The sequence below is a fragment of the Nocardioides bruguierae genome (assembly GCF_023656415.1).
In the GTDB taxonomy this organism is placed as follows: Bacteria; Actinomycetota; Actinomycetes; order Propionibacteriales; family Nocardioidaceae; genus Nocardioides; species Nocardioides bruguierae.
The window spans coordinates 38,956-57,855 of sequence record NZ_JAMOIL010000023.1 but is presented as its reverse complement, the minus strand read 5'-3'; the positions used below and the strand labels follow the sequence as shown (position 1 = coordinate 57,855).

Here is an 18,900-nt window from a genome sequence, read left to right as displayed (position 1 = left end):
GATGAATTTAGCACGTTACCCAGTTTGTAATCTCGCGTTGGAATCGGCTGCGGCCAAACGTGTTGTCAATCTTAGCAGCGGATGGGAGTTTCGCTGCCATGGCCGCTCTGGCCGACTGGGCAACATCTGCCAGATTCGAGAAACTGGTATGCGATCCGCCGGCGCCTAGGAGTTCGAGGCTTTCGCGGGCTCCGCCTTCACTGTTGACGAGGGCTGGCGTTCCGAGCGCTATGGCTTCTAGTGGCATTATGCCAAAGTCCTCGATGGGCGGGAATACAAAGAGGGATGCGTTGGTGATCAGGCGATACAACTCTGCGTCAGACGGTGATCGAACAATTTTGACAGGAACGGTCGCGGCCGTTGCCATAGCCTGGAGCGCCTTCAGTTGGGGGCCGTCGCCAGCGATGAGCACGGGCAGATCCATGTACTCGCCGAGGCGTATGACCTTATCGAGACCTTTGTATGGTACAAACCGAGATGCGCCAAGGATGTATTCTCCAGTACGCCAGTGGGTGATATCCGCGTCGTCATCCGATTCGGTCATTAGTCTAGACATGTCTAATTCTGGATATATGACTCGGGGTTCTATGCTCCAAGCATTCTTTGCCCGGGTTTGGACGTAGCGACTGTTGACGGCGTAGTTGGCAGTTTTGACGGGGCGCCTGTCTAAACGCTTCAAAGCACTTATGACTGGTTTCATTGCAAAATGACTTGCCCGGCGGTCGACTTCGGGCGACCAGAGGAACCGGGGGGGTGTGTGAGCGTAGACATAGACGTTGTTTTCGCGTCCACGTTTTGATTTCCCCACGTGATGGGCGAACGAGTGAGAGCTTGCGACGATCCAGTCGAATTGTTCAGGGTCGATTCCCCCAAATAGCTTGTCCTGGTAGGCGAGGCTGAGCGCCTTGCGGCCACGAAGAACTGATTGTGGGCCGATGCTCTCCTCAATTATCGTGTTTGGAAAGCGGTTCTTGGGGCCATCGTTCCACAAGCAACGAATTTTTTGTGGTGTCAAGGTACGGACGAGTGCGTCTAGGACTCGTTCAGCGCCTCCGGTCGCTTCGAGCCATTCGCAAACTATCAATCCGTTTGAATTCATGCTTTCAGTATGCACCATTGCGGCCTAATACGGCTCCGAGGGTGCGAGCGAGGATGTTCAAGTCTTGAAGCATGGACCAGTTGTCAACGTAATACAGGTCGAGCCTGATGGCCTCGGAGAACGAAAGATCTGACCTGCCACTCACCTGCCAGAGTCCAGTCATGCCCGGCCGGACCTGAAGGCGTCGGTTGGCGTCACCGTCGTACTCGGCGACCTCCCGCGGCAACGGCGGCCGCGGGCCCACGAGGCTCATCTCGCCGCGGAAGACATTCAACAACTGGGGCAGCTCGTCGAGAGAGAAGCGACGAAGCCAGCGGCCAGGCTTGGTGATTCGCGGGTCGTCCTTCATCTTGAAGAGCCCGCCGTCGTGCCCAGTCTGAGCGTAGAGCGCGGAGAGCCGAGCCTCGGCATCGACGACCATGCTGCGGAACTTGAAGCACGCGAACTCCGTGCCGTCCTTGCCCGTCCGCGTCTGCCGGAACAGAATCGGGCCGCGATCCTCTGCCTTGATGCTGAGAGCGATGAACGCCAGGAGGGGTAAGAAGGTGAGGATCAGCATCCCCGAGCCCAGCAGGTCGAATGTCCGCTTGCCCCACCGCGAGGCATCCGACCACGTGGGAGGGTCGATGTGCATGAGCGGCAGGCCACCCACGGGGCGGATGCGAACGCGTTCGTTGGAGATGTCGGAGACGCTCGGCGCGACGACCACATCGATGTGGTGCTTCTCCAACTCCCAGACGGTGCGTCGTAGCTGGGAGGATGACCCGACTGAGCCACCAGCGAAGAACAGCGCGTCTGCCTGTGCGTCCACCGCCATTGCGGCGGCTTCGTTGGCGTTGCCCACGATCGGAAGCCCCATCGGCGTCTCCTCCGACAGGTCCCATTCCGGGGTCAGGGCACCGACCACTTGGTAGCCGAGCCACTTCTCGCGTCGGAGAACCGAGAAGGTCTCGTCGACGTGGGCTCGCGTGCCTACGAGGAGGACACGTTGTCTTAGCGCCCCTCGGACACGTGCGGCGTGGAGGGCACGGCGCAGTGACCATCGCCCTATGAGAAGCAGTGGCACGCCGAGGGCGAAAGCCAGGACAAAGAAGCCCCGCGAGAGATCGAACTTTGCGAGGTAGGACACCACACCGGTGAGCCCAGCGGCGATGAGGCTGCCGTTGAGCACGCGCTTGAATTCGTCCAGGCCAACGCCGAAAACATCCTTGCGGTAGCCGCCGTTCAATGCGACCGCGAGGAGCCAACCGAACAAGATCAGAGGGCCGGCGATCACCAGCGACATCTCGACCGACGCGGCCTCATCGAAGAGCGGAAGCTCGCGGCGCCCGACTACAGCCAACGCCCCGATCAGCACGATGATCGTTGCGTCGATGATCAACGCCGAGGTCGGCAGGTAGCGGAGCATCCGGCTTGGAGCAGCGACGGAACTCAGGCGTCGGTTGTCCGACAGGATGGTCATGCAGTCGATCCCCATGTGTGGCAGGTGGCTGCTCGGCTGAGTGATGCGACGGTGCAGACCTGTCCCGAGCCCACGGTTCCTTCGTGTCCGAGGACGTCAGGCTCCGCTAAGGCGGACTTTACGTCCGCGGCGGCGTCCTGCGCATCCCGGGAGGTGACAGTCAGGTTAAGAGGCTGTGTGCGGTGGTGTGGGGTATTCGGGGGAATCGGTGCGAGGAGGTGGTCCCGTGGGAGCGGGCTGGTGGTCTCGGCGTGCGCTCCTCGCTGGCGCTCGTCGCTGCTCGACCACCGCCTGCTAGCTCGTTGCCTACGAGTGACGAGCGAGCGGTGCGAGTTCAGGGCCAGAGCGCTTAGACCTGTGCGGGGGTCTCGTGGCTCGGCCGTGGACGGCCTCGCTCCTCGACCACCGGTAGGCGGTGACCTTCGACTCCGGTCGTTAACTGCCTGCTCTCCACCGGATTGGGTGGGGTGGAGGAGTGCTCGGGGCGGCAGGCTGGCCGAGTGCAGCACTTCGAGTACCTGATCCTCATGGGGCTGTGTCTGGCGATCACGCTGCCGCTCGAGGTCGTGCTGGGTGCTCGCGTCTGGCGGCGGCCGAAGCTGCTGGTCATGACGCTGCTCCCGCTGGTCATCGCGTACTCGGCGTGGGATGTCGTCATGATCGCACTCGACTCGTGGGGGTACTCGGAGCAGCACACCACCGGCGTCCTGCTGCCCTTCGAGATGCCGCTGGAAGAGCTCGTCTTCTTCCTCGTCGTGCCCATCTGCGGGCTGCTGACCTATGAGGCCGTCGGCAACGTGCTGCGGATGCTGCCGCGGCGGGCCGACCGCTGATGGGGGTCTACACCGCGACGGCTCTGGCGTCGCTGGCGATCGTCGTCGGCCTGGAGCTGCTGGTGCTGCGGACCGGGATCTTCCGCACCCTCCAGTACTGGCTGGCGATGGCGATCGTGATGGCTTTCCAGGTGCCCGTGGACGGATGGCTCACGAAGCTCTCCGACCCGATCGTGCTCTACAACTCCGACCACATGACCGGGTGGCGGGCGCCGTGGGACATCCCCGTCGAGGACTTCGTCTTCGGGTTCGCCATGGTGAGCCTCGCGCTGATGCTGTGGGTTCGTTTCGGCCGCCACCAGACCAGAAACAAGGAGCACGCATGAGCACCGACACTCGGCCGACGATCAACGCCGGCACCGTGCCCGATGCCTTCGACGACGTCGCGGAGACCTACGACCTCATGGTCGGGCTCAGCCCCGGGTACCACTCTCAGTTGCGAGCGTCGGCTCGCGCCGTGGTCGAGGCGCTGCCGACCACGCCCGGTCGCCGACCAAGGGTGCTCGACCTCGGGTGCGGGTCCGGCGCGTCGACGCGGGCCCTGGTGTCCGCCCTCGGCGAAGCGGGCGTCGACGCCGAGATCGTCGGCGTGGACGGTTCTGCCGGGATGCTCCGCTCCGCCTCGTCCAAGCCCGCCCTGAGTGGCGTCACCTTCGCGCAGGCGGACGCCGAGCACCTGACCTCCTCGGACCTCGGGTCCTTCGACGGGGTGCTGACCGCCTACCTGTTCCGCAACGTGGCCGCGCGCGACCGCCTGATCGGGGAGATCCGCGAGGTGCTCGCGCCGGGTGGCGTGCTCGTCGTGCACGACTACTCCGTGGGCGACAGCCTGACTGCCCGTTGGGCCTGGCACGCGACGTGCTGGGGCGTGATCGTCCCGCTGGGGATGGCGACGGCGCCGCAGTCGCCGATCTACCGCTACCTGTGGCGCAGCGTGCTGTCGTTCGACGGGGTCCGCGGGTTCGCCGACCGGCTGTGGCGCGGCGGCCTGACCGAGGTCGAGACCCGGACCGTCAGCGGCTGGCAGGCCGGGCAGGTGCATGCGTGGCGGGCGCGGAAGGCGTCCGCGTGAGGTCGCCCTTCTCGTCTTCGTCGTCGTGGCTTCCGGGGCGGGACTCGCGGGCCGAGTTTATCCCGGGGCATCCTGGGGCGCCGTCGGACGAGGGCCGGCACCACGTGGCCGTGGTGGGCGGTGGGATCGCGGGGCTGTCGGCTGCGTGCGTCCTGGCGGAGAAGGGCGTGCGGGTCACGCTGCTCGAGGCGACCGACAGGCTCGGCGGGCGTGTGGCCTCGTGGCCTGTGACGGTGGACGGGCAGGAGACGGCGATGAGTCGCGGGTTCCACGCGTTCTTCCGGCAGTACTACAACCTGCGGGCGCTCCTGCGGCGGACGGACCCGGACCTGTCGCGGCTGAAGCCGGTGGAGGACTATCCGCTGCTGGCGGCGTCGGGGGCGCGGGACTCGTTTACGCACGTGCCTCGGACCCCGCCGTGGAGCATCCTCGGGTTCGTGGCGCAGTCGCCGTCGTTCACGCTCCGGGATCTGGCCAAGGTGAATGTGCGCGAGGCGATGGGGCTGCTGCGGGTGTCGTTCCCGCGGACCTTCTCCGACCTTGACGGGATGTCGGCCTCGTCGTTCCTGGACTCCCTGAACTTCCCGGAGTCCGCCCGGCACTTGGCGCTCGAGGTTTTCGCGCGGTCGTTCTTCGCTGACCCCGACGACTTCTCGGCCGGCGAGCTGGTCGCGATGTTCCACACCTACTTTCTCGGCTCCGCCGAGGGGCTCCTTTTCGACGTGGCCGAGGACGACTTCGACACCGCCCTCTGGAAGCCGCTCGGCGAGTACCTGACCTCCCTCGGGGTCGACATCCGGCTGTCCTCGCCGGTGACCTCGCTGACGGAGAGCGACTCGGGCGGACTGTTGGTGAACTCGCTCGCCGTCGACGGTGTCGTGCTGGCCACCGACCGTGCGCCACTGCAGCGCATCGTGTCGGCGTCGCCGTGGCTGGGGGATGACGCGTGGCGCTCGCGGCTGCTCGGCTTGGAGGTTGCGCCGCCGTTCGTCGTGTGGCGGCGGTGGTTGTCGTGCCCGGCTCCGGCTGATGCTGCGGCGTTCCTGGGGACTTCCGGGTTCGGGCCGCTCGACAACGTGTCGTTCCTGGAGCAGCTGGAGTCAGGGGCGGCTGCGTGGGCCTCGTCCACTGGCGGGTGCGTCGTGGAGATGCATGCGTACGCGGTGCCTGCCTCGGATGCCGCTGATCGTGAGCAGTTGCAGAAGGTGCTGTGGGAGGAACTGCTGCGGATTCATCCGTCCCTTGGCGCCGGTGAGGTGCGGGGGGAAGAGTGGCTCGTGCGCGAGGACTGCCCGCTCGTCGGGCTGGACGAGTGGGCTTCGCGGCCCGGTGTCGTGACGCCGGATGAGCGGGTGGTGCTGGCCGGCGATGGGGTGCGGTGTGAGTTGCCGGTTGCCCTCATGGAACGGGCAGCAACGACGGGGACACAGGCGGGAGCCCACTTCCTCGCGGCGTTTGGGGTGGCGAGCCCGTCCACTTGGACGCCGCCGATGGGAGGTGTCGGTGCGTAGCGTCGCGTTCCGGCGAACGTCCTCAAAAAATTGTGTCAACGTCCAGCGAATGCTCTCTGAGCGATCTACCTTTCACGGATGCGAACCACCTCACGCTTGAGCTCGTCGCGCGCATGGTCAACATTGCTGTCAGTTCTGACCCTCTTATCACTGCTCAGCCTGGTTCCCGCACAAGCGGCTGACGTACACGCGGTCACGGGCGTACTCATCGATGGGGATTCGGGGTTGCCCGTTGACGGAACGGTCGGACTAGGCGGGACGACCGTGAATGTGGGCGGTGATGGAGCGTTCGAGATTCTCGCTGCTTCGGGCGAATACTCGCTGACGATCAATCGAAGGTTTTCTGACGGTGCCGATTCAGGGATCTTGAACCTCATTACAAGCAGTTTCATGCTCGAATCTGACCTCGATCTGGGCCCACTGACAATCCCCACTCTCTATCGCAAGACCTTTAAGATTGTTGACAGGAATGCCGTTCCCATCGACAACGTCTACCTTGCTGCGACGGGACCTGGCGGGGACTACCTTGAACAAAACCCAACTGCCGCACCGGGTCTGGCCTATGCCTACGCATACTGGGGTTGGGAGGGTTGGACAAGGTCTGGCGAAACCACGGTTCTTTCCCCGGAGGAGGACCTGATGCCGTCGGGCAGTGTGTCTGCGCGCTTGCCGGACGGGTCTCGGTACTCCGCACCCTTGGCTTCTGCAGAGTCAACGGCAGTGGGGCAATACACGTTGACTCTCGAGGGGATGGATGCTCCTTCGCCCAACCCCAACCTGAGGCTTTCGGTCAGCGATTCAGTCGATGACCGCCTGACTACGCTTCGCTGGTCGGTGCAGGACAGCGGCGACGCGACGGCAGCCCTTGAGGGATACCGCGTGCGGGAAAAGACTACTGGTCAGACCTGGTTGGTTGGGAGTGAGCGTCAGCGACTTCGGGTGGCCAACCTAGATGCTGGCACATATGTGTTCATGCTGGCTGCCGATTCCTCGGCTGGGGCCGGACAGTATGTTCGTGAGAAAGTTCAGATCTCGCGACAAATTGACCGAATTCGTAACGTTACGGCAAGGGTTCGGGGTCGCCGGGCAATTCTGAGATGGAATCGTCCTGACGCGCATGGAAATGACATCAAGGCTTACACGTACAGCCTTCAGCCAAGAGTTGCGCGAAAGAAGATTTCCATCATCGGAACGCGCATGGTCATGCGCGGACTCGGGCGGGGAATTTATCGTTTCCAGGTCCGGGCCAGCGGTGGAAGGGGCGTCCCACAGTCTGACTGGAGCAAGCCTGTACGCTTTAGCGTCAGATGAGTTTGGATCAGGCGCGCCCGGCCTGGTCGGCGCGCGAGCGCAACAGGTACGACCGTTCGGCGTAGACTATGTCGTCCACCCACAGCCTGCGGGCTGTGTGGCGCATGCCGGGCTGGACGAGACGGCTGAGCCCGGTGGCGAGGCGGAAGCCCTGGCGATCGGAGTGGGCGATGGTGGCCTCGACCATCATGGTGCGGGGGTGGCCGTCGGGGCCGGGTCCGAGCGGGGTCGCGTGGGTCTCCACGACGCTGCCGGCGCCCTCGCCCTCGATGATCGTCATGATGATCGTGCGGGCGTCTGGGCAGGTGAACTCCGCGCGGACCGGGACTCCCCAGCGGCGGGACAGCCGGAAGGTGACGTCGACGGTGAGGGTGTCGTCGTCGCTGGCGTCGTCGTCGACCTCGAGGTGGCTGAACGCGTAGGGGTGGAACCAGCTGCCGTGCCAGGGGTCCAGTCGGTTGGCGATGATGTCGCGGGGTTCGCAGGTGCCCGGGACCTCGATCACTGCGCTGATGGAGCCGGTGAGTGCTGGGCGCGGGGTGATGGTGGGGGCGTCGGCGGTCTGCTCGCCGGCGGTCGGGATCTGGACCCACAGGAGCACGCCGTCGTCCAGGGCCTTGAAGGGTGTCCAGCCGGGTTGGCCCTCGGGCTGGAGGCTGAGTCCGTGCCACTTGCAGTAGAGCCTCTCGCCCATGACCTCGCAGTCGGTGAGCAGTGCCCCGAGGTGGGGGCAGGCGCCGGGGCCGGCGACCACGCCGTCCTGCGTGCGCCAGAGCACGACCTCCGTGCCGCCGATCGTGCGCGTGATGCTCTTCTGTTTGAGGTCCGTCGAGGCGCCTGCGACGTACCAGCCGCCCGGGTCCTTCGCGAGCGCTGCGTCGAGTGCTGCCTTGATGCGGCTCGGCTTGGCCTCGCGCCAGCTGGGCTGGAGGTCGCGGCGTGCCGGCATGGGCTTCAGCGCGAGCGGGATCTTTCTCGCTAGGAGTGGGGGGAGGGCGTTGTCCCTCGATGCTGCCTTCGTGCGGGGGTCTCGTGGCTCGTCGCTGGCGCTCCTCGCACCTCGACCACCGGTGGGGTCGTTGGCGCTCCTCGCACCTCGACCACCGTCTTCGGCCTTGGTCTCCCGACGGCCGTGGACGGTCTCCTCGACCAGCGGCGTCTTGGCGTCGGTGGGTGCCTGGGTGCGGGGGTCTCGTGGCTCGTCGCTGGCGCTCCTCGCACCTCGACCACCGGTGAGGTCGCTGGCGCTCCTCGCACCTCGACCACCGGTGGGGTCGTTGGCGCTCCTCGCACCTCGACCACCGTCTTCGGCCTTGGTCTCGCGACGGGACTTCGTCCCTCCTCGACCAGCGGACGTCATGGTGGCTGCCATCGCGACGCCGGTGAGGGCGGCGCCGGCCACGGCGGCCTTGCGCCAGGTGGGGACGCGGGCGCGGCGGGCGAAGACGTCGTAGTCGGCCATCTCGATCCGCTCGAGGATTCCGGCGTAGAGGGTCTTGGCGGTGCCGACGCAGCGGCGGGAGGCGTCGGGGAGGAAGGCCAGGCCCGGCTCGGCCTGCGCGTACAGCTCGCGGTTGCGGGCGATCTCGAAACGCATCAGTGCGCGCCAGGCGGGGTCGGCGGTGCGGTTGAACGGGTCCGCGCCGAAGCGGTCGATGTCCTCCTGGGGCAGGTAGACGCGGCCGCGGTCGAGGTCCTCGTCCACGTCACGCAGGAAGTTCGTCAGCTGGAACGCGTGCCCCAGCGCCCGGGCCGGCGCCAGCGCGCGCTCGGAGGTGGGCCGCAGTACCGGGAGCATCATCTCGCCGATCACCGCGGCCGAGCCCTCCATGTAGCCCATGAGGTCGTCCCAGGTGCGGTACCGGGTGGTGGTGAGGTCCTGCGCCATCGCGCGGAAGAAGCGGTCGAAGCACTCCAGGTCGATGCCGGTGGCGCGGACGCTGTCTCCTACTGCGAGGAGCACCGGGTCGTCGGACTCGCCGGTGGCCACCGACGCGGCGAAGCGGTCGCGGAAGTCGGCCAGGCGTGCCTCGATCTCGGCGGCCTGCTCGGGCGTGGTGGCCTGTGCGGCGGGGGAGGAGTCCTCCGCCACGTCCACGATGTCGTCCGCCAGCCGGCACAGGGCGTAGACCGCGTGCACGTGGCGGCGCTGGGGTCGCGGGAGGATCGCCGCGCCCCAGAAGTACGTCGTGCCGTACTCCCTCGTGAGCTCGGCGCAGCGGCGGTAGCCGTCGGTGAGGCGGAGCTCGCGGGTGCGGGGGTCTCGACCAGCGGTGGGGCCTTGGTCTCGCGACAGGACTTCGTCCTTCCTCGACCAGCGGTCTCCTCGACCACCGGTGGGGCCTTGGTCTCGCGACACGACTTCGTCGTTCCTCGACCAGCGGCTGTTGCTCATCAGGCCGCGCCTTCCGTGGTGGTGATGCGGGGTTGGCGGCGGGGGACCGTCGGGAGGTAGGAGGTGACCCGCTCCGCGGCCAGGCGGCCGGAGACGAGGACCATGGGGACGCCGACACCGGGCACGGTGCCGGAGCCGGCGAAGAAGAAGCCGGGCAGTCGCTTCTCCACGTTGGAGGGGCGGAAGGGGCCGGTCTGGGCGAAGGTGTGGGCCAGCGCGAACGGGGTGCCGCGCTCCATGCCCTGCGCCTGCCAGTCGAGCGGGTCGACGAGCTCCTCGGTGACGATGTCGGTCGGGTAGCCCTCCCGCTCGAGGAAGGCCAGCAGCTCCTCGCGGGTGCGGCCGCGCTGGGTGCGCCAGTCGACCACCCCGTCCAGGTTCGGCGCCGGCTCCAGCACGTAGAGCGTGTGCGCGCCGTCGGGGGCGGCCGTGGGGTCGGTGAGGCTCGGGATCGTCACCAGGCGCGAGGGGTCCGGCATCATCCGGCCCTGCTTGATGAGGGCGTCGAAGGAGGAGTCCCAGGCGTCGGCGAAGTGGATGTTGTGGTGCCGCGCCCCGGCGGGCAGGTCGCCGCGGGCGCCGACGTGCCACACCACGGCCGAGGGGGAGTAGTCGCCCGTGCGGACGACGCGGGGCGGCGCGAGGTCGGGCAGCAGGTGCCGGTAGGCGACCGGGAGGTCGAGGGTGCAGACGACCGCGTCGGCCATGAGCTTCTCGCTGCCCTTGATCGGCCCGGCGTCGATCTCCACGCCGGCCACCGGGCCGTCGGGGCGGCGCAGCACGCGGGTGACCTTCTGGCCCAGGCGCAGGTCGACGCCGTTGTCGGTGGCCGCCTTCGCCAGCGCGTGGGGGACGGCCGCCATGCCGCCGTCCGGGAAGTAGACCCCCTCGATGCAGTCCATGTACGTGATCACCGCGTAGATGGCGAGCGCGGAGGACGGCGGGAGGCCGGCGTACATAGCCTGGAAGGTGAAGAGGCGACGCAGCCGGTCGTCGATGAAGCGGCGCTTCACGGCCGGCCCGAGGCGGCCGAACCCGCCCATCGTCACCAGGCTCGCGGCGGCGCGGGGGTTGCGGACGAGGTCGAGCGGGGTGTCGAAGTTGGCGTCGATGAAGTGCGGCATCTCGACCTCGTAGAGCCGCTTCAGCCACGGCACGAACCGGTCGAAGGCGGCGGCGTCGGCGGCGCCGGACTTCTCCGCGATCTCGGCGCGCATCGCCTCGTGACCGTGCCGCACGAGGATCTCCGAGCCGTCGGAGTAGGTGGCGCGGTAGGCGGGGTCGAGCCGCTGCATCGGCAGCAGCGCGTCGAGGTCGCCGCCGGCGGCGCCCACGACGTCCTCGAGGAGGCTGCGCATGGTGAGCACGGTGGGTCCGGTGTCGAAGCGGAACCCGTCGCGCACGATCTGGCCGGCGCGGCCGCCGGGGGCGTCCTCGGCCTCGATCAGGGTCACGTCGTGGCCCGAGCCCGAGAGGTGGCAGGCGGTGGCGAGACCGGCGAGCCCGGCTCCGATGACGACGACGCGGCTCACGGGTGCTCCTCGATGTGCTTCGTGCTTCTCACGTGGGTGCTCACTTCTGCCGCCAGGCCACCGCGTCGGCGGCCCACCGCAGCCCCTGGACGCCGGCGGCGTCGAGGTGCTCGCAGCCCTCCACCGCCGCCAGGGCAGCGGCGTGGCTGGCGCGGACCTGCTCCTCGGCGCCCGCCCGCACCCCGAGCCGCTCCATCGCGGCCGCGGCGGCCTCGACGTCGCCGGGCTCGTGCTGCTGGGCGCGCACCCGCGTGAGCACGCGCTGCGCCGCCTCGTCCTGCTGGGCCCGGGCGTGTGCCTCCGCGCGGGCGAGCAGCACCGTGGCCTTGCCGGAGCGCAGGTCGTCGTGGGCGGGCTTGCCGGTGACGGCCGGGTCGCCCCACACCCCGAGCAGGTCGTCGCGCAGCGCGAATGCCTCGCCGAGGTGGCGGCCGTAGGTGCCCAGGGCACGCAGGACGCCGGCGTCGGCCCCGGCCGCGGTGGCGCCCAGCTCGAGGGGGCGCTGCACCGTGTACCCGCCGGACTTGGCACGGGCGACCTCCCAGGCGCGGGCCTCCGCGTCGGGCCCGCCACCGGCGGCGGCCTCGGAGAGGTCGTGGGCCTGGCCGCGGACCAGCTCCAGGCTGGTGCGCCACCACAGGTGCCGCACCGCCTGCGGCAGCTCGGCGACGATCGCGTCGGCCTCCGCGTGGGCGAGGTCGCCGACGAGGGTGGCCACGGACTCGCCGTAGCGCTGGGCGTCGTCCCGGCCGCCGGCATCCGTGTGGTGCGTGCGGGCCGTGACGTGCACGGCGGGGGCGCCGCGGCGGGTCTCGGAGCCGTCCATCACGTCGTCCTGCGCGAGGCCGAAGGCGTGCAGGAGCTCCAGGGCGGCGCCGAGGCGGACGGGGACGCTGGGGTCCTCGCCGCGCTGCGGCCCGCCGGCGGCCACCCAGCCCCAGTGGCACAGCAGCGGCCGGAACCGCTTGCCGCCGCCCAGCACCAGCGACTCCAGGAGGCCGGGCAGGTCGGCGTCGCCGAGCACGGGGTCGGTGGTGCCGTCGGCCTCGCCGTGGTGCCACTCCGCCTGGAGGCGCTCGAGCCGCAGGCGGAGGAGGTCCTCCACGTCGGCGAGCACCGCGGCGGCCGGGCGCACGGGGCGGAGGGAGGGTGCTCGGCTGGGTGCCCCTGGATTGGACCGGGCTGGTGTGCCGGACTGCGGCTCGGGGCTCTGTGGCTCGGGGAGGGGCTGGGCGCTCATGCGGACTCCGGGAGGCTCGTACCTGCGCTCTTCACGCATCGTTCGTCGCCGGTACCCGCGGGGGCGTCACCCGCGCGGGTGAGGGCGCCCAGCGTGGTGGCGCCGAGCGCCTCGAGCGCGGCGACCAGGCCCGGCACCTGGAGCGCCATCCACGGGCTCACGAGCGGGCGCGCGTGCGTGACGAGGTGCTGGGCGGTGGCCCACGGCACCCAGGCCAGCTCGGCGACCTCGGCGGGGTCGGGGGAGAGGGTGGCGCCGGCGGGCAGCCGCACCACGTGCACGGGGCAGACCTCGTTCTCCACCACGCCGCTCACGTCGACGGCGCGGTAGCGGAAGTCGGGCAGGACGGTGGTGAGCGGCTGCGCGCCGAGGTCGAGGCCGAGCTCCTCGTGGACGCGGCGGCGCGCCGCGTCCTGGGAGGACTCGTCGGGGCGCGGGTGGCCGCAGCAGGAGTTGGTCCAGACTCCCGGCCAGGCCGTCTTGCCCAGCGCGCGGCGGGTGAGCAGCAGCCGGTCGTCGGCGTCGACCACGTAGAGGGAGAACGCCAGGTGCAGCGGGGTGGCCGTCGTGTGGACCGTGGTGCGGTCGGTGGTGCCGATCGGCTGCCCCGCCTCGTCCAGGAGCACGACGGCGTCGCGCGGCTCGGGCATGGGTCACCTCGGGGCTGCTCGTGGCTGCTCTGGCCTGCTCGGAGAGTGGTGGGCCCGGACGACGCTGGCCGGACCCGAGGTGCTGCGCGTCGAACCTAGGCAGCGTGGCCGGGGTGGCTGCACACCCCGAGGGCTGTGCCGGAAAGGGTGGGCGCCAGGGCCGGACGACCCTGCTCCTCGTGATCCGGGCCACGCCTGTTCCTGGCTCGACTGGACGGGCGTTCCCCCATCTGGGGTAAGTGCCCCGCGTGCGGCTCCGCGCGGGCGGCGACGTCCATACGTTCCGACGTGCGCGAGCGGGCCGGCTGGCCGTGAGACTCCGGCCGGCCCGCTGCGCGATTTCTGTCCATGCACCTGAGGGGGAGGCCTCGTCGTGTTCAAGTACCTGTACCGCTCCGCCCGCTGTCGCTGGCGTCACGACGACCGGTGCCCGCACGACCCGCGCTACCACGGTCAGCCCGCGCACCGCAGCGACGGCGCCCGTCGGGCCGTGCCTGCCGGTCGACCCACCCCGCGTGCGGCCGAGCCGGCGCTGAGCCGGCAGTCGTCGGCGGCCTGAGGCCTGTTCCTCCACCCTTCCCCTGGGGTCTGGACCGAGGTGGTCCGGACACCTTGGTAGTGCTGGCACCACCTCTGTGGGCGCCGTTGGTCCGCTTACCTCAGGTTCGCCTTGTCGTGGCCACCCTTGCGCGTACGTTCGTACAGGGCGCGAGCGGCGGTGTGGTCGAGACTCCGGCCGCCGCTCCGCCGTCAGCCACGACCCGGGCCCCAACCCGGAGCTGCATGGGGGGACACGATGCTCAAGCACGTCTACAGGAAGATCCGCTGCCTGCGGAAGTACGGGCGTGCCTGCCCGCACGACCCGAAGTACCACGGTCGGGAGCGGAGCTACCAGGTCGCTGGGCGGGACTGACCTGGTCCTGCCCTGTCTGGCTCACCTCGGCCCGTCGATCGACCGTGATCGGCGGGCCGTGGTGCGTCTGGAGGCCGTACCTCAGACGGGGGAACTCGGCGGGTCGACGTCACGCGGGGCGGAGGTGGCGGCGCGGGCCCGCGGACGGCATGGCGGGTCAGCTCGGCAGCCCTGGGCTGCCCCGAAATCCGGCCCGGGCCGGAACGGGTGCCCCGCAGGCGTCCCCTGTGCCTGCGCGGAGCCTGGTACGGACGGGCATGCGGTGGGTGAAGAGCCTTCCTAGGTTCCTGGCGACCCCAGCACCCCGTGACCCGGAGGTACCCGATGACGCTCGCCCGCTCGCTCCTGCGCCTGTGCTCGTTCCTGCTCGTCCCTGCGCTCGTCGTGACCGGCCTCGCCGGCCCCGCGAGCGCCGACGGCGACACGATCGAGGGCTCCGAGAAGATCCGCTCCCGCGTGCAGTACTACGGCACCACCGAGACCTACGAGGACGCTCAGGGCAACCACTACGAGTACTGGAGGCTGCCGGTGGCCGCCGGCGACAGGGTGCGGATCGACTGGGAGATCGAGGACGACTCCTACAACATGCTCCGGGTCTTCCCGGTCGGTACCGACGACTTCAGCGTCGGCTCCTCGGACTACGACGAGTACTACGCCGAGTCCAACAACCGGCAGCGCACCGAGTTCACCAGCGGACGGGCCGGCGACCACGTCCTGATGTTCTTCTCCCGCTACTACCGGAACGGGGGCACCTACAACTTCAACGCCACCATGCTGCACGCCTCGACCCTGCGGCCCGGCCGCATCGCCAAGGGCCGGCGCACCGGCACGACCGCAGTCAAGGCCGTCGACAGTGCGAAGAAGGCGATCAAGTCCGGGATGACGATCACCATGCAGGGCAAGGTCGGCAAGCAGAAGTGGTCCAAGGTCGGACGCGCCTCCCTCAAGAAGGGCACGGCCTCCGTGAAGTGGGCGCTCCCGAAGTCGTGGCGTGGCAAGAAGGTGGTGCTGCGGTTCCTCGGGTCCGGGCGCAACTACTACCGGGTCAAGACCGGGACCTACACCACGAGGTTCTGAGGTGGTGCTGTGCGGAGGGCGCTGAGGTGGCGGTGGCGCGAGTCTTTGCGTTCAGGTCTCGTGAAGACGCCCCCGGTGTGACGACGTTCTCCTAGTCTGAGGAGCGAGCGGAGGACGCGGCCTCGGGCACGGGGCCATGCCGCTCACGGGGGGAACGCGAGCCGAGGACGGGCCGAGGCGCCAGAGCTGTGCCACTGCGCGGGATCGTCAGCTCTCCTCGGTCGTCCGCGTTCCGGTCGTCGCTCTGCAGCACGTATCCACGCCGGGGTCGACGGCGGCAGCCCGCTCACCGTCGAGCGCCAGGTCTGGACCTGCCCGACGACCTCGTCGGCACGCCTGCCATGCCCCTCATGACTGACCTACGGTCGGGCCCTGCGGTGGGGCAGCCGCACTTCGACCTTGGAGGACCCGTGCACGTCTTCTCTCTTCGTCACTCGCTCGTCCTTGGACTGCTGGCCGTGGGGCTGCTGGTGGGTGGGCTGCTGGCCGCGCCCGCGCAGGCGGCCGACCCGACCACCGACGCGACCCAGACCATCGACGTCGGGGACGTGCCCGACCCCGGGCTCGTCGGGCGGACGTGGGTGCCGAACCCGACCGCGTCGTCCGGGCTGCCCGTCAGCGTCGGGCTGCTCAGCAGTCCTTCTGGTCCGTGCGTCTCCAGCGACGGCGTCTACGAGTTCGTCGCGACCGGTGAGTGCTCCTTCATCTTCCAGCAGGCCGGCAACGCCAGCTGGGACTCCACCTACACGGTCGTGAGCTTCGACGTGGAGCTCGCACCGACGCGGACGACGGTGCAGATCGTGAAGGGCGAGATCCGGGTGTCCGTCGCGGACACCGTGGCCGGCGCCGGCGTCGAGCCCACCGGGCAGGTCGCCGTCACCGTGGCCGTCGACGGCTCGAGCGGTGGCAGCGCCATCCCGCTCACGCTCGACGGCGCGGCTGCGCACCTCGAGACGACGCTCCCGCCGGGCAGTGACTACACCGTGACCGCCAGCTACGTCGGCGACGCAGCGCACCTCGCCTCGACCGGCAGCGACCACCGCAGCGACCCGGGCCTGCGGCTGCGCGTGCGCAGCACCCGCAAGCCCACCGCGTCGGGCTGGTACCGGTCCGTGGTGAAGGTCGTGCCGGTCTGCTCGCCGACCACCGCCGCGATCATCGGCGGCTGCCCCGCCGCCGTCCGCCTGGACGAGGACACCCGCGGCACCAAGGTCACCCAGCGGATCGTCGCCAAGGACGGCGGCAAGGCCGTCGCGACCACGAAGGTGATCCGCATCGACACCACCGCGCCGAGCGTGCGGTTCAAGGGCCGTCGCTGCCGCGCCGCGGACGCGACGTCCGGTCTGCGCCGCTGCGTGGTGAAGAAGGTGCGCCGCGGCGGCAGCACCGTGCTCGTCGCCACGGCCGTGGACGAGGCGGGCAACAAGGCGGTCGCGCGCAAGCGCCTGGGCTGACCGATCGTGGGCTGACCTCCCCCCCAGGGAGGTGCCTCCCGCCGCTCGACGGTGACTGTCGGTGGTCTCTGGTGTCATGTCTTCTATGACGACGAGCAGGGCCGAGACGTGGACGACACCGGGTGACGCGCACCCGGTGTCGGCCGTGCTCGCCCTGCTGGACACGCTGGTGGCCGAGGGCCTCGCCACGTCGCTGCTCGGCCTCGACGAGGCGGCCGCGGCGGAGGCGCTGCAGGCCGTGACCGCCGTCGAGGCGCGTCTGGTGGCGCTGCGCTCACGCATCACGGCGCAGGCCGAGGCGGTCGGCGTCGGCACCGAGAGCGGCACGCGGGACGCGGGCGCCTGGCTGGCCCACACGTCGCGACTGTCCGTGCGTGAGGCCCGGCGCCGGTCGCGGTTCGCGGCCTCGCTGGGGCGCTGGCACGGCGTGGCCGGGGCGCTGGCCGACGGTCACGTCAACGCCGAGCAGGCCGACGTCGTCATGCGCGCCCTCGACAGGCTCCCGGGCGACCTCGACGAGGGCCTCGTGCGCCGGGCCGAGCGCCACCTCCTGGACGAGGCGCGGGACTTCGGCCCCCGCGAGCTGAGGGTCCTCGGCGACCGCCTGCTCCACGTGGTCGCCCCCGAGATCGCCGAGGCCCACGACGCCAAGCTGCTCTCCGACCAGGAGCGCGCCGCGTGGGAGCGGGCCGACCTCTGGATGGCCGACGACGGGCAGGGCTCCACCTACGGACGCTTCCGCATCCCCTCCGCGCAGGGAGCCGCGCTGCGCAAGGCCCTGCACGCGCTCGCCGCGCCTTTGCAGAAGCAGCACGGCGACGAGCCCGCTGTTCGGGAGCCGGGCGCGTCCCAGCCGTTCCGGTTCCGCATGGGGCAGGCGTTCTGCGAGCTGCTCGACCGCATCCCGGCCGACGCCCTGCCCGACGCCGGCGGCGCCAGCGCGACGGTCGTCGTCACCATGACCCTCGAGCAGCTGCTCGACCGCGACGGCGGCGGCGCCGCCACGCTCGACACCGGCGAGCGGCTCTCCGCCTCCGACGCCCGTCGCACCGCCTGCGAGGCCGGACTCGTGCCCGCCGTGCTCGGCGGCCACGGCCAGGTGCTCGACCTCGGACGCCAGCGGCGGCTCTTCTCCAAGGCCCAGCGGCTCGTCCTCCAGCGGCGCGACCGCGGCTGCACCGCCGACGGGTGCGACGCCCCGGCCGGGTTCTGCCACGCCCACCACGACCGACCGTGGTCACGCGGTGGACCCACCGACCTCGGCAACGGTCGGTTGCTGTGCGGGCACCACCACCGGCGCATCCACGACCCGGCGTACGACTCCGAGGTGGTCGCCGGGAACCAGGTGCGGTTCCACCGGAGGACGTAGGGGTGCGGTGCGTCCTGCTCCGTGTTCGGCGTCTCGGTCTCGCGACAGGACTTCGTCCTTCCTCGACCAGCGGCGGCTCCGCGCGTCCTCGACCTGCGGCGGCGGCTCCGCGCGTCCTCGACCCGGCGCCGGCCCTCCTCGACCAGCGGGGCCGGTGCGTGCTGGACCAGGGTGGGGAAAGGGTGCCCTGCCGAGCGCAGGTGAAGACGGACCTGCTTTCCTAGTCACGTACGACCGATGAGGCGGCAGGCCTCGTCCGACCTCCTGGGAACGGAGACCACGATGCGAGTCCTCACCGGAGCCGAGCCGAACGAGAACGTCACCGACGAGGACCTGCGCGGTCTGTACGCGGTGCCCACCGGGTCCCCGTTCCTGCGGGTCAACATGGTCAGCACGGTGGACGGGTCCGCCACCGGCGACGACGCCCTCTCCGGCTCGATCAACACCGCCCCCGACCAGCGGGTCTTCGCCACCCTGCGCGACCTGGCCGACGTGGTCGTGGTCGGCGCCGGCACCGCCAAGGTCGAGGGCTACGAGCCGCTGGACAAGCCGACCGTCCTGGTCAGCCGCAAGGCCCAGGTGCCGGAGAAGCTGCGCGACGCCCCGCAGGGCTCGGTCTACCTGGCCACCTGCTCGCGCTCCGACGGCCTGGCCGAGGCCACCGAGATCCTCGGTGAGGACCACATCATCATCCTGGGCTCGCACCGCGTGGACCTGCCGATGCTCAAGTCCGAGCTCGCCGGCCGCGGCTGGTTCTCCCAGCTCTGCGAGGGCGGCCCGCACCTGCTGCGCGACATGGTCTTCCAGGGCTGCGTCGACGAGCTGACGATGACCACCGTGCCCCGCCTGGTCGCCGGCGCCTACCCGCGCATCACCGAGGGTGCGCCCGTCGACATGACCCTCGACCTGCGCCTGCTGCTGGAGGACTCCGGCACGCTGCTCGGCCGCTGGGCCTTCCAGCAGGGCTGAGCTCCCCCCTGCG

The 18,900-nt window shown here is 69.7% G+C and carries 15 protein-coding genes; 9 read left to right on the top strand and 6 right to left on the bottom strand.

What is annotated here, in order from left to right; all coding sequences use genetic code 11:
* Nucleotides 1-7 precede the first annotated feature (7 nt).
* Complete coding sequence (locus tag M8330_RS16175; RefSeq protein WP_250828161.1) at nt 8-1,099, bottom strand: glycosyltransferase; 1,092 nt, start codon at nt 1,097-1,099, stop codon at nt 8-10.
* Nucleotides 1,100-1,103: 4 nt separating this feature from the next.
* Entirely contained in the window at nt 1,104-2,561 is a 1,458-nt protein-coding gene (locus M8330_RS16170; RefSeq protein WP_250828160.1) for a sugar transferase, read from the bottom strand.
* A gap of 500 nt (nt 2,562-3,061) precedes the next feature.
* On the opposite strand from M8330_RS16170, the gene M8330_RS16165 reads away from it, so the two are divergent.
* The 5 genes from M8330_RS16165 to M8330_RS16145 all read left to right on the top strand — a co-directional run bounded on the left by M8330_RS16165 (nt 3,062) and on the right by M8330_RS16145 (nt 7,288).
* Nucleotides 3,062-3,394: a lycopene cyclase domain-containing protein gene (locus tag M8330_RS16165; RefSeq protein ID WP_250828159.1), complete on the top strand. Its 333-nt coding sequence runs from the start codon at nt 3,062-3,064 to the stop codon at nt 3,392-3,394.
* Nucleotides 3,394-3,720, top strand: a complete 327-nt coding sequence (locus M8330_RS16160; protein ID WP_250828158.1) for a lycopene cyclase domain-containing protein — start codon at nt 3,394-3,396, stop codon at nt 3,718-3,720. The genes M8330_RS16165 and M8330_RS16160 overlap by 1 nt, the downstream gene beginning before the upstream one ends.
* Nucleotides 3,717-4,466, top strand: a complete 750-nt coding sequence (locus M8330_RS16155) for a class I SAM-dependent methyltransferase (protein ID WP_250828157.1) — start codon at nt 3,717-3,719, stop codon at nt 4,464-4,466. Before M8330_RS16160 ends, M8330_RS16155 begins: the two co-directional genes overlap by 4 nt.
* 104 nt (nt 4,467-4,570) lie before the next feature.
* On the top strand, nt 4,571-5,977 hold the full coding sequence (locus M8330_RS16150; RefSeq protein WP_308196299.1) for an FAD-dependent oxidoreductase: 1,407 nt from the start codon (nt 4,571-4,573) through the stop codon (nt 5,975-5,977).
* Between the two features lie 78 nt (nt 5,978-6,055).
* Nucleotides 6,056-7,288: a fibronectin type III domain-containing protein gene (locus tag M8330_RS16145; protein ID WP_250828156.1), complete on the top strand. Its 1,233-nt coding sequence runs from the start codon at nt 6,056-6,058 to the stop codon at nt 7,286-7,288.
* Nucleotides 7,289-7,295: 7 nt separating this feature from the next.
* Here the strand turns inward: M8330_RS16145 and M8330_RS16140 are convergent, their stop codons facing one another.
* From M8330_RS16140 to idi, 4 genes are all read right to left on the bottom strand, one after another.
* A complete protein-coding gene (locus tag M8330_RS16140; RefSeq protein WP_250828155.1) occupies nt 7,296-9,647 on the bottom strand; it encodes a DUF5914 domain-containing protein in 2,352 nt (783 codons plus the stop codon).
* A gap of 35 nt (nt 9,648-9,682) precedes the next feature.
* Nucleotides 9,683-11,215, bottom strand: coding sequence for a phytoene desaturase family protein (locus M8330_RS16135; protein ID WP_250828154.1), 1,533 nt, complete (start codon nt 11,213-11,215; stop codon nt 9,683-9,685).
* A 40-nt stretch (nt 11,216-11,255) separates the two neighbouring features.
* Complete coding sequence (locus tag M8330_RS16130; RefSeq protein ID WP_250828153.1) at nt 11,256-12,350, bottom strand: polyprenyl synthetase family protein; 1,095 nt, start codon at nt 12,348-12,350, stop codon at nt 11,256-11,258.
* A gap of 101 nt (nt 12,351-12,451) precedes the next feature.
* On the bottom strand, nt 12,452-13,105 hold the full coding sequence (gene idi, locus M8330_RS16125) for an isopentenyl-diphosphate Delta-isomerase (protein WP_250828152.1): 654 nt from the start codon (nt 13,103-13,105) through the stop codon (nt 12,452-12,454).
* Nucleotides 13,106-14,342: 1,237 nt separating this feature from the next.
* Here idi and M8330_RS16120 point away from each other — a divergent pair.
* The 4 genes from M8330_RS16120 to M8330_RS16105 all read left to right on the top strand — a co-directional run bounded on the left by M8330_RS16120 (nt 14,343) and on the right by M8330_RS16105 (nt 18,887).
* Nucleotides 14,343-15,095 carry a hypothetical protein gene (locus M8330_RS16120; RefSeq protein ID WP_250828151.1) on the top strand — a complete coding sequence of 251 codons (753 nt, stop codon included), beginning with the start codon at nt 14,343-14,345 and terminating at the stop codon, nt 15,093-15,095.
* A gap of 410 nt (nt 15,096-15,505) precedes the next feature.
* On the top strand, nt 15,506-16,549 hold the full coding sequence (locus M8330_RS16115; protein ID WP_250828150.1) for an Ig-like domain-containing protein: 1,044 nt from the start codon (nt 15,506-15,508) through the stop codon (nt 16,547-16,549).
* An 85-nt stretch (nt 16,550-16,634) separates the two neighbouring features.
* Nucleotides 16,635-17,918, top strand: a complete 1,284-nt coding sequence (locus M8330_RS16110) for an HNH endonuclease signature motif containing protein (RefSeq protein WP_250828149.1) — start codon at nt 16,635-16,637, stop codon at nt 17,916-17,918.
* A gap of 282 nt (nt 17,919-18,200) precedes the next feature.
* Nucleotides 18,201-18,887, top strand: coding sequence for a dihydrofolate reductase family protein (locus tag M8330_RS16105; protein ID WP_250057536.1), 687 nt, complete (start codon nt 18,201-18,203; stop codon nt 18,885-18,887).
* The last annotated feature ends 13 nt before the right edge of the window (nt 18,888-18,900 follow it).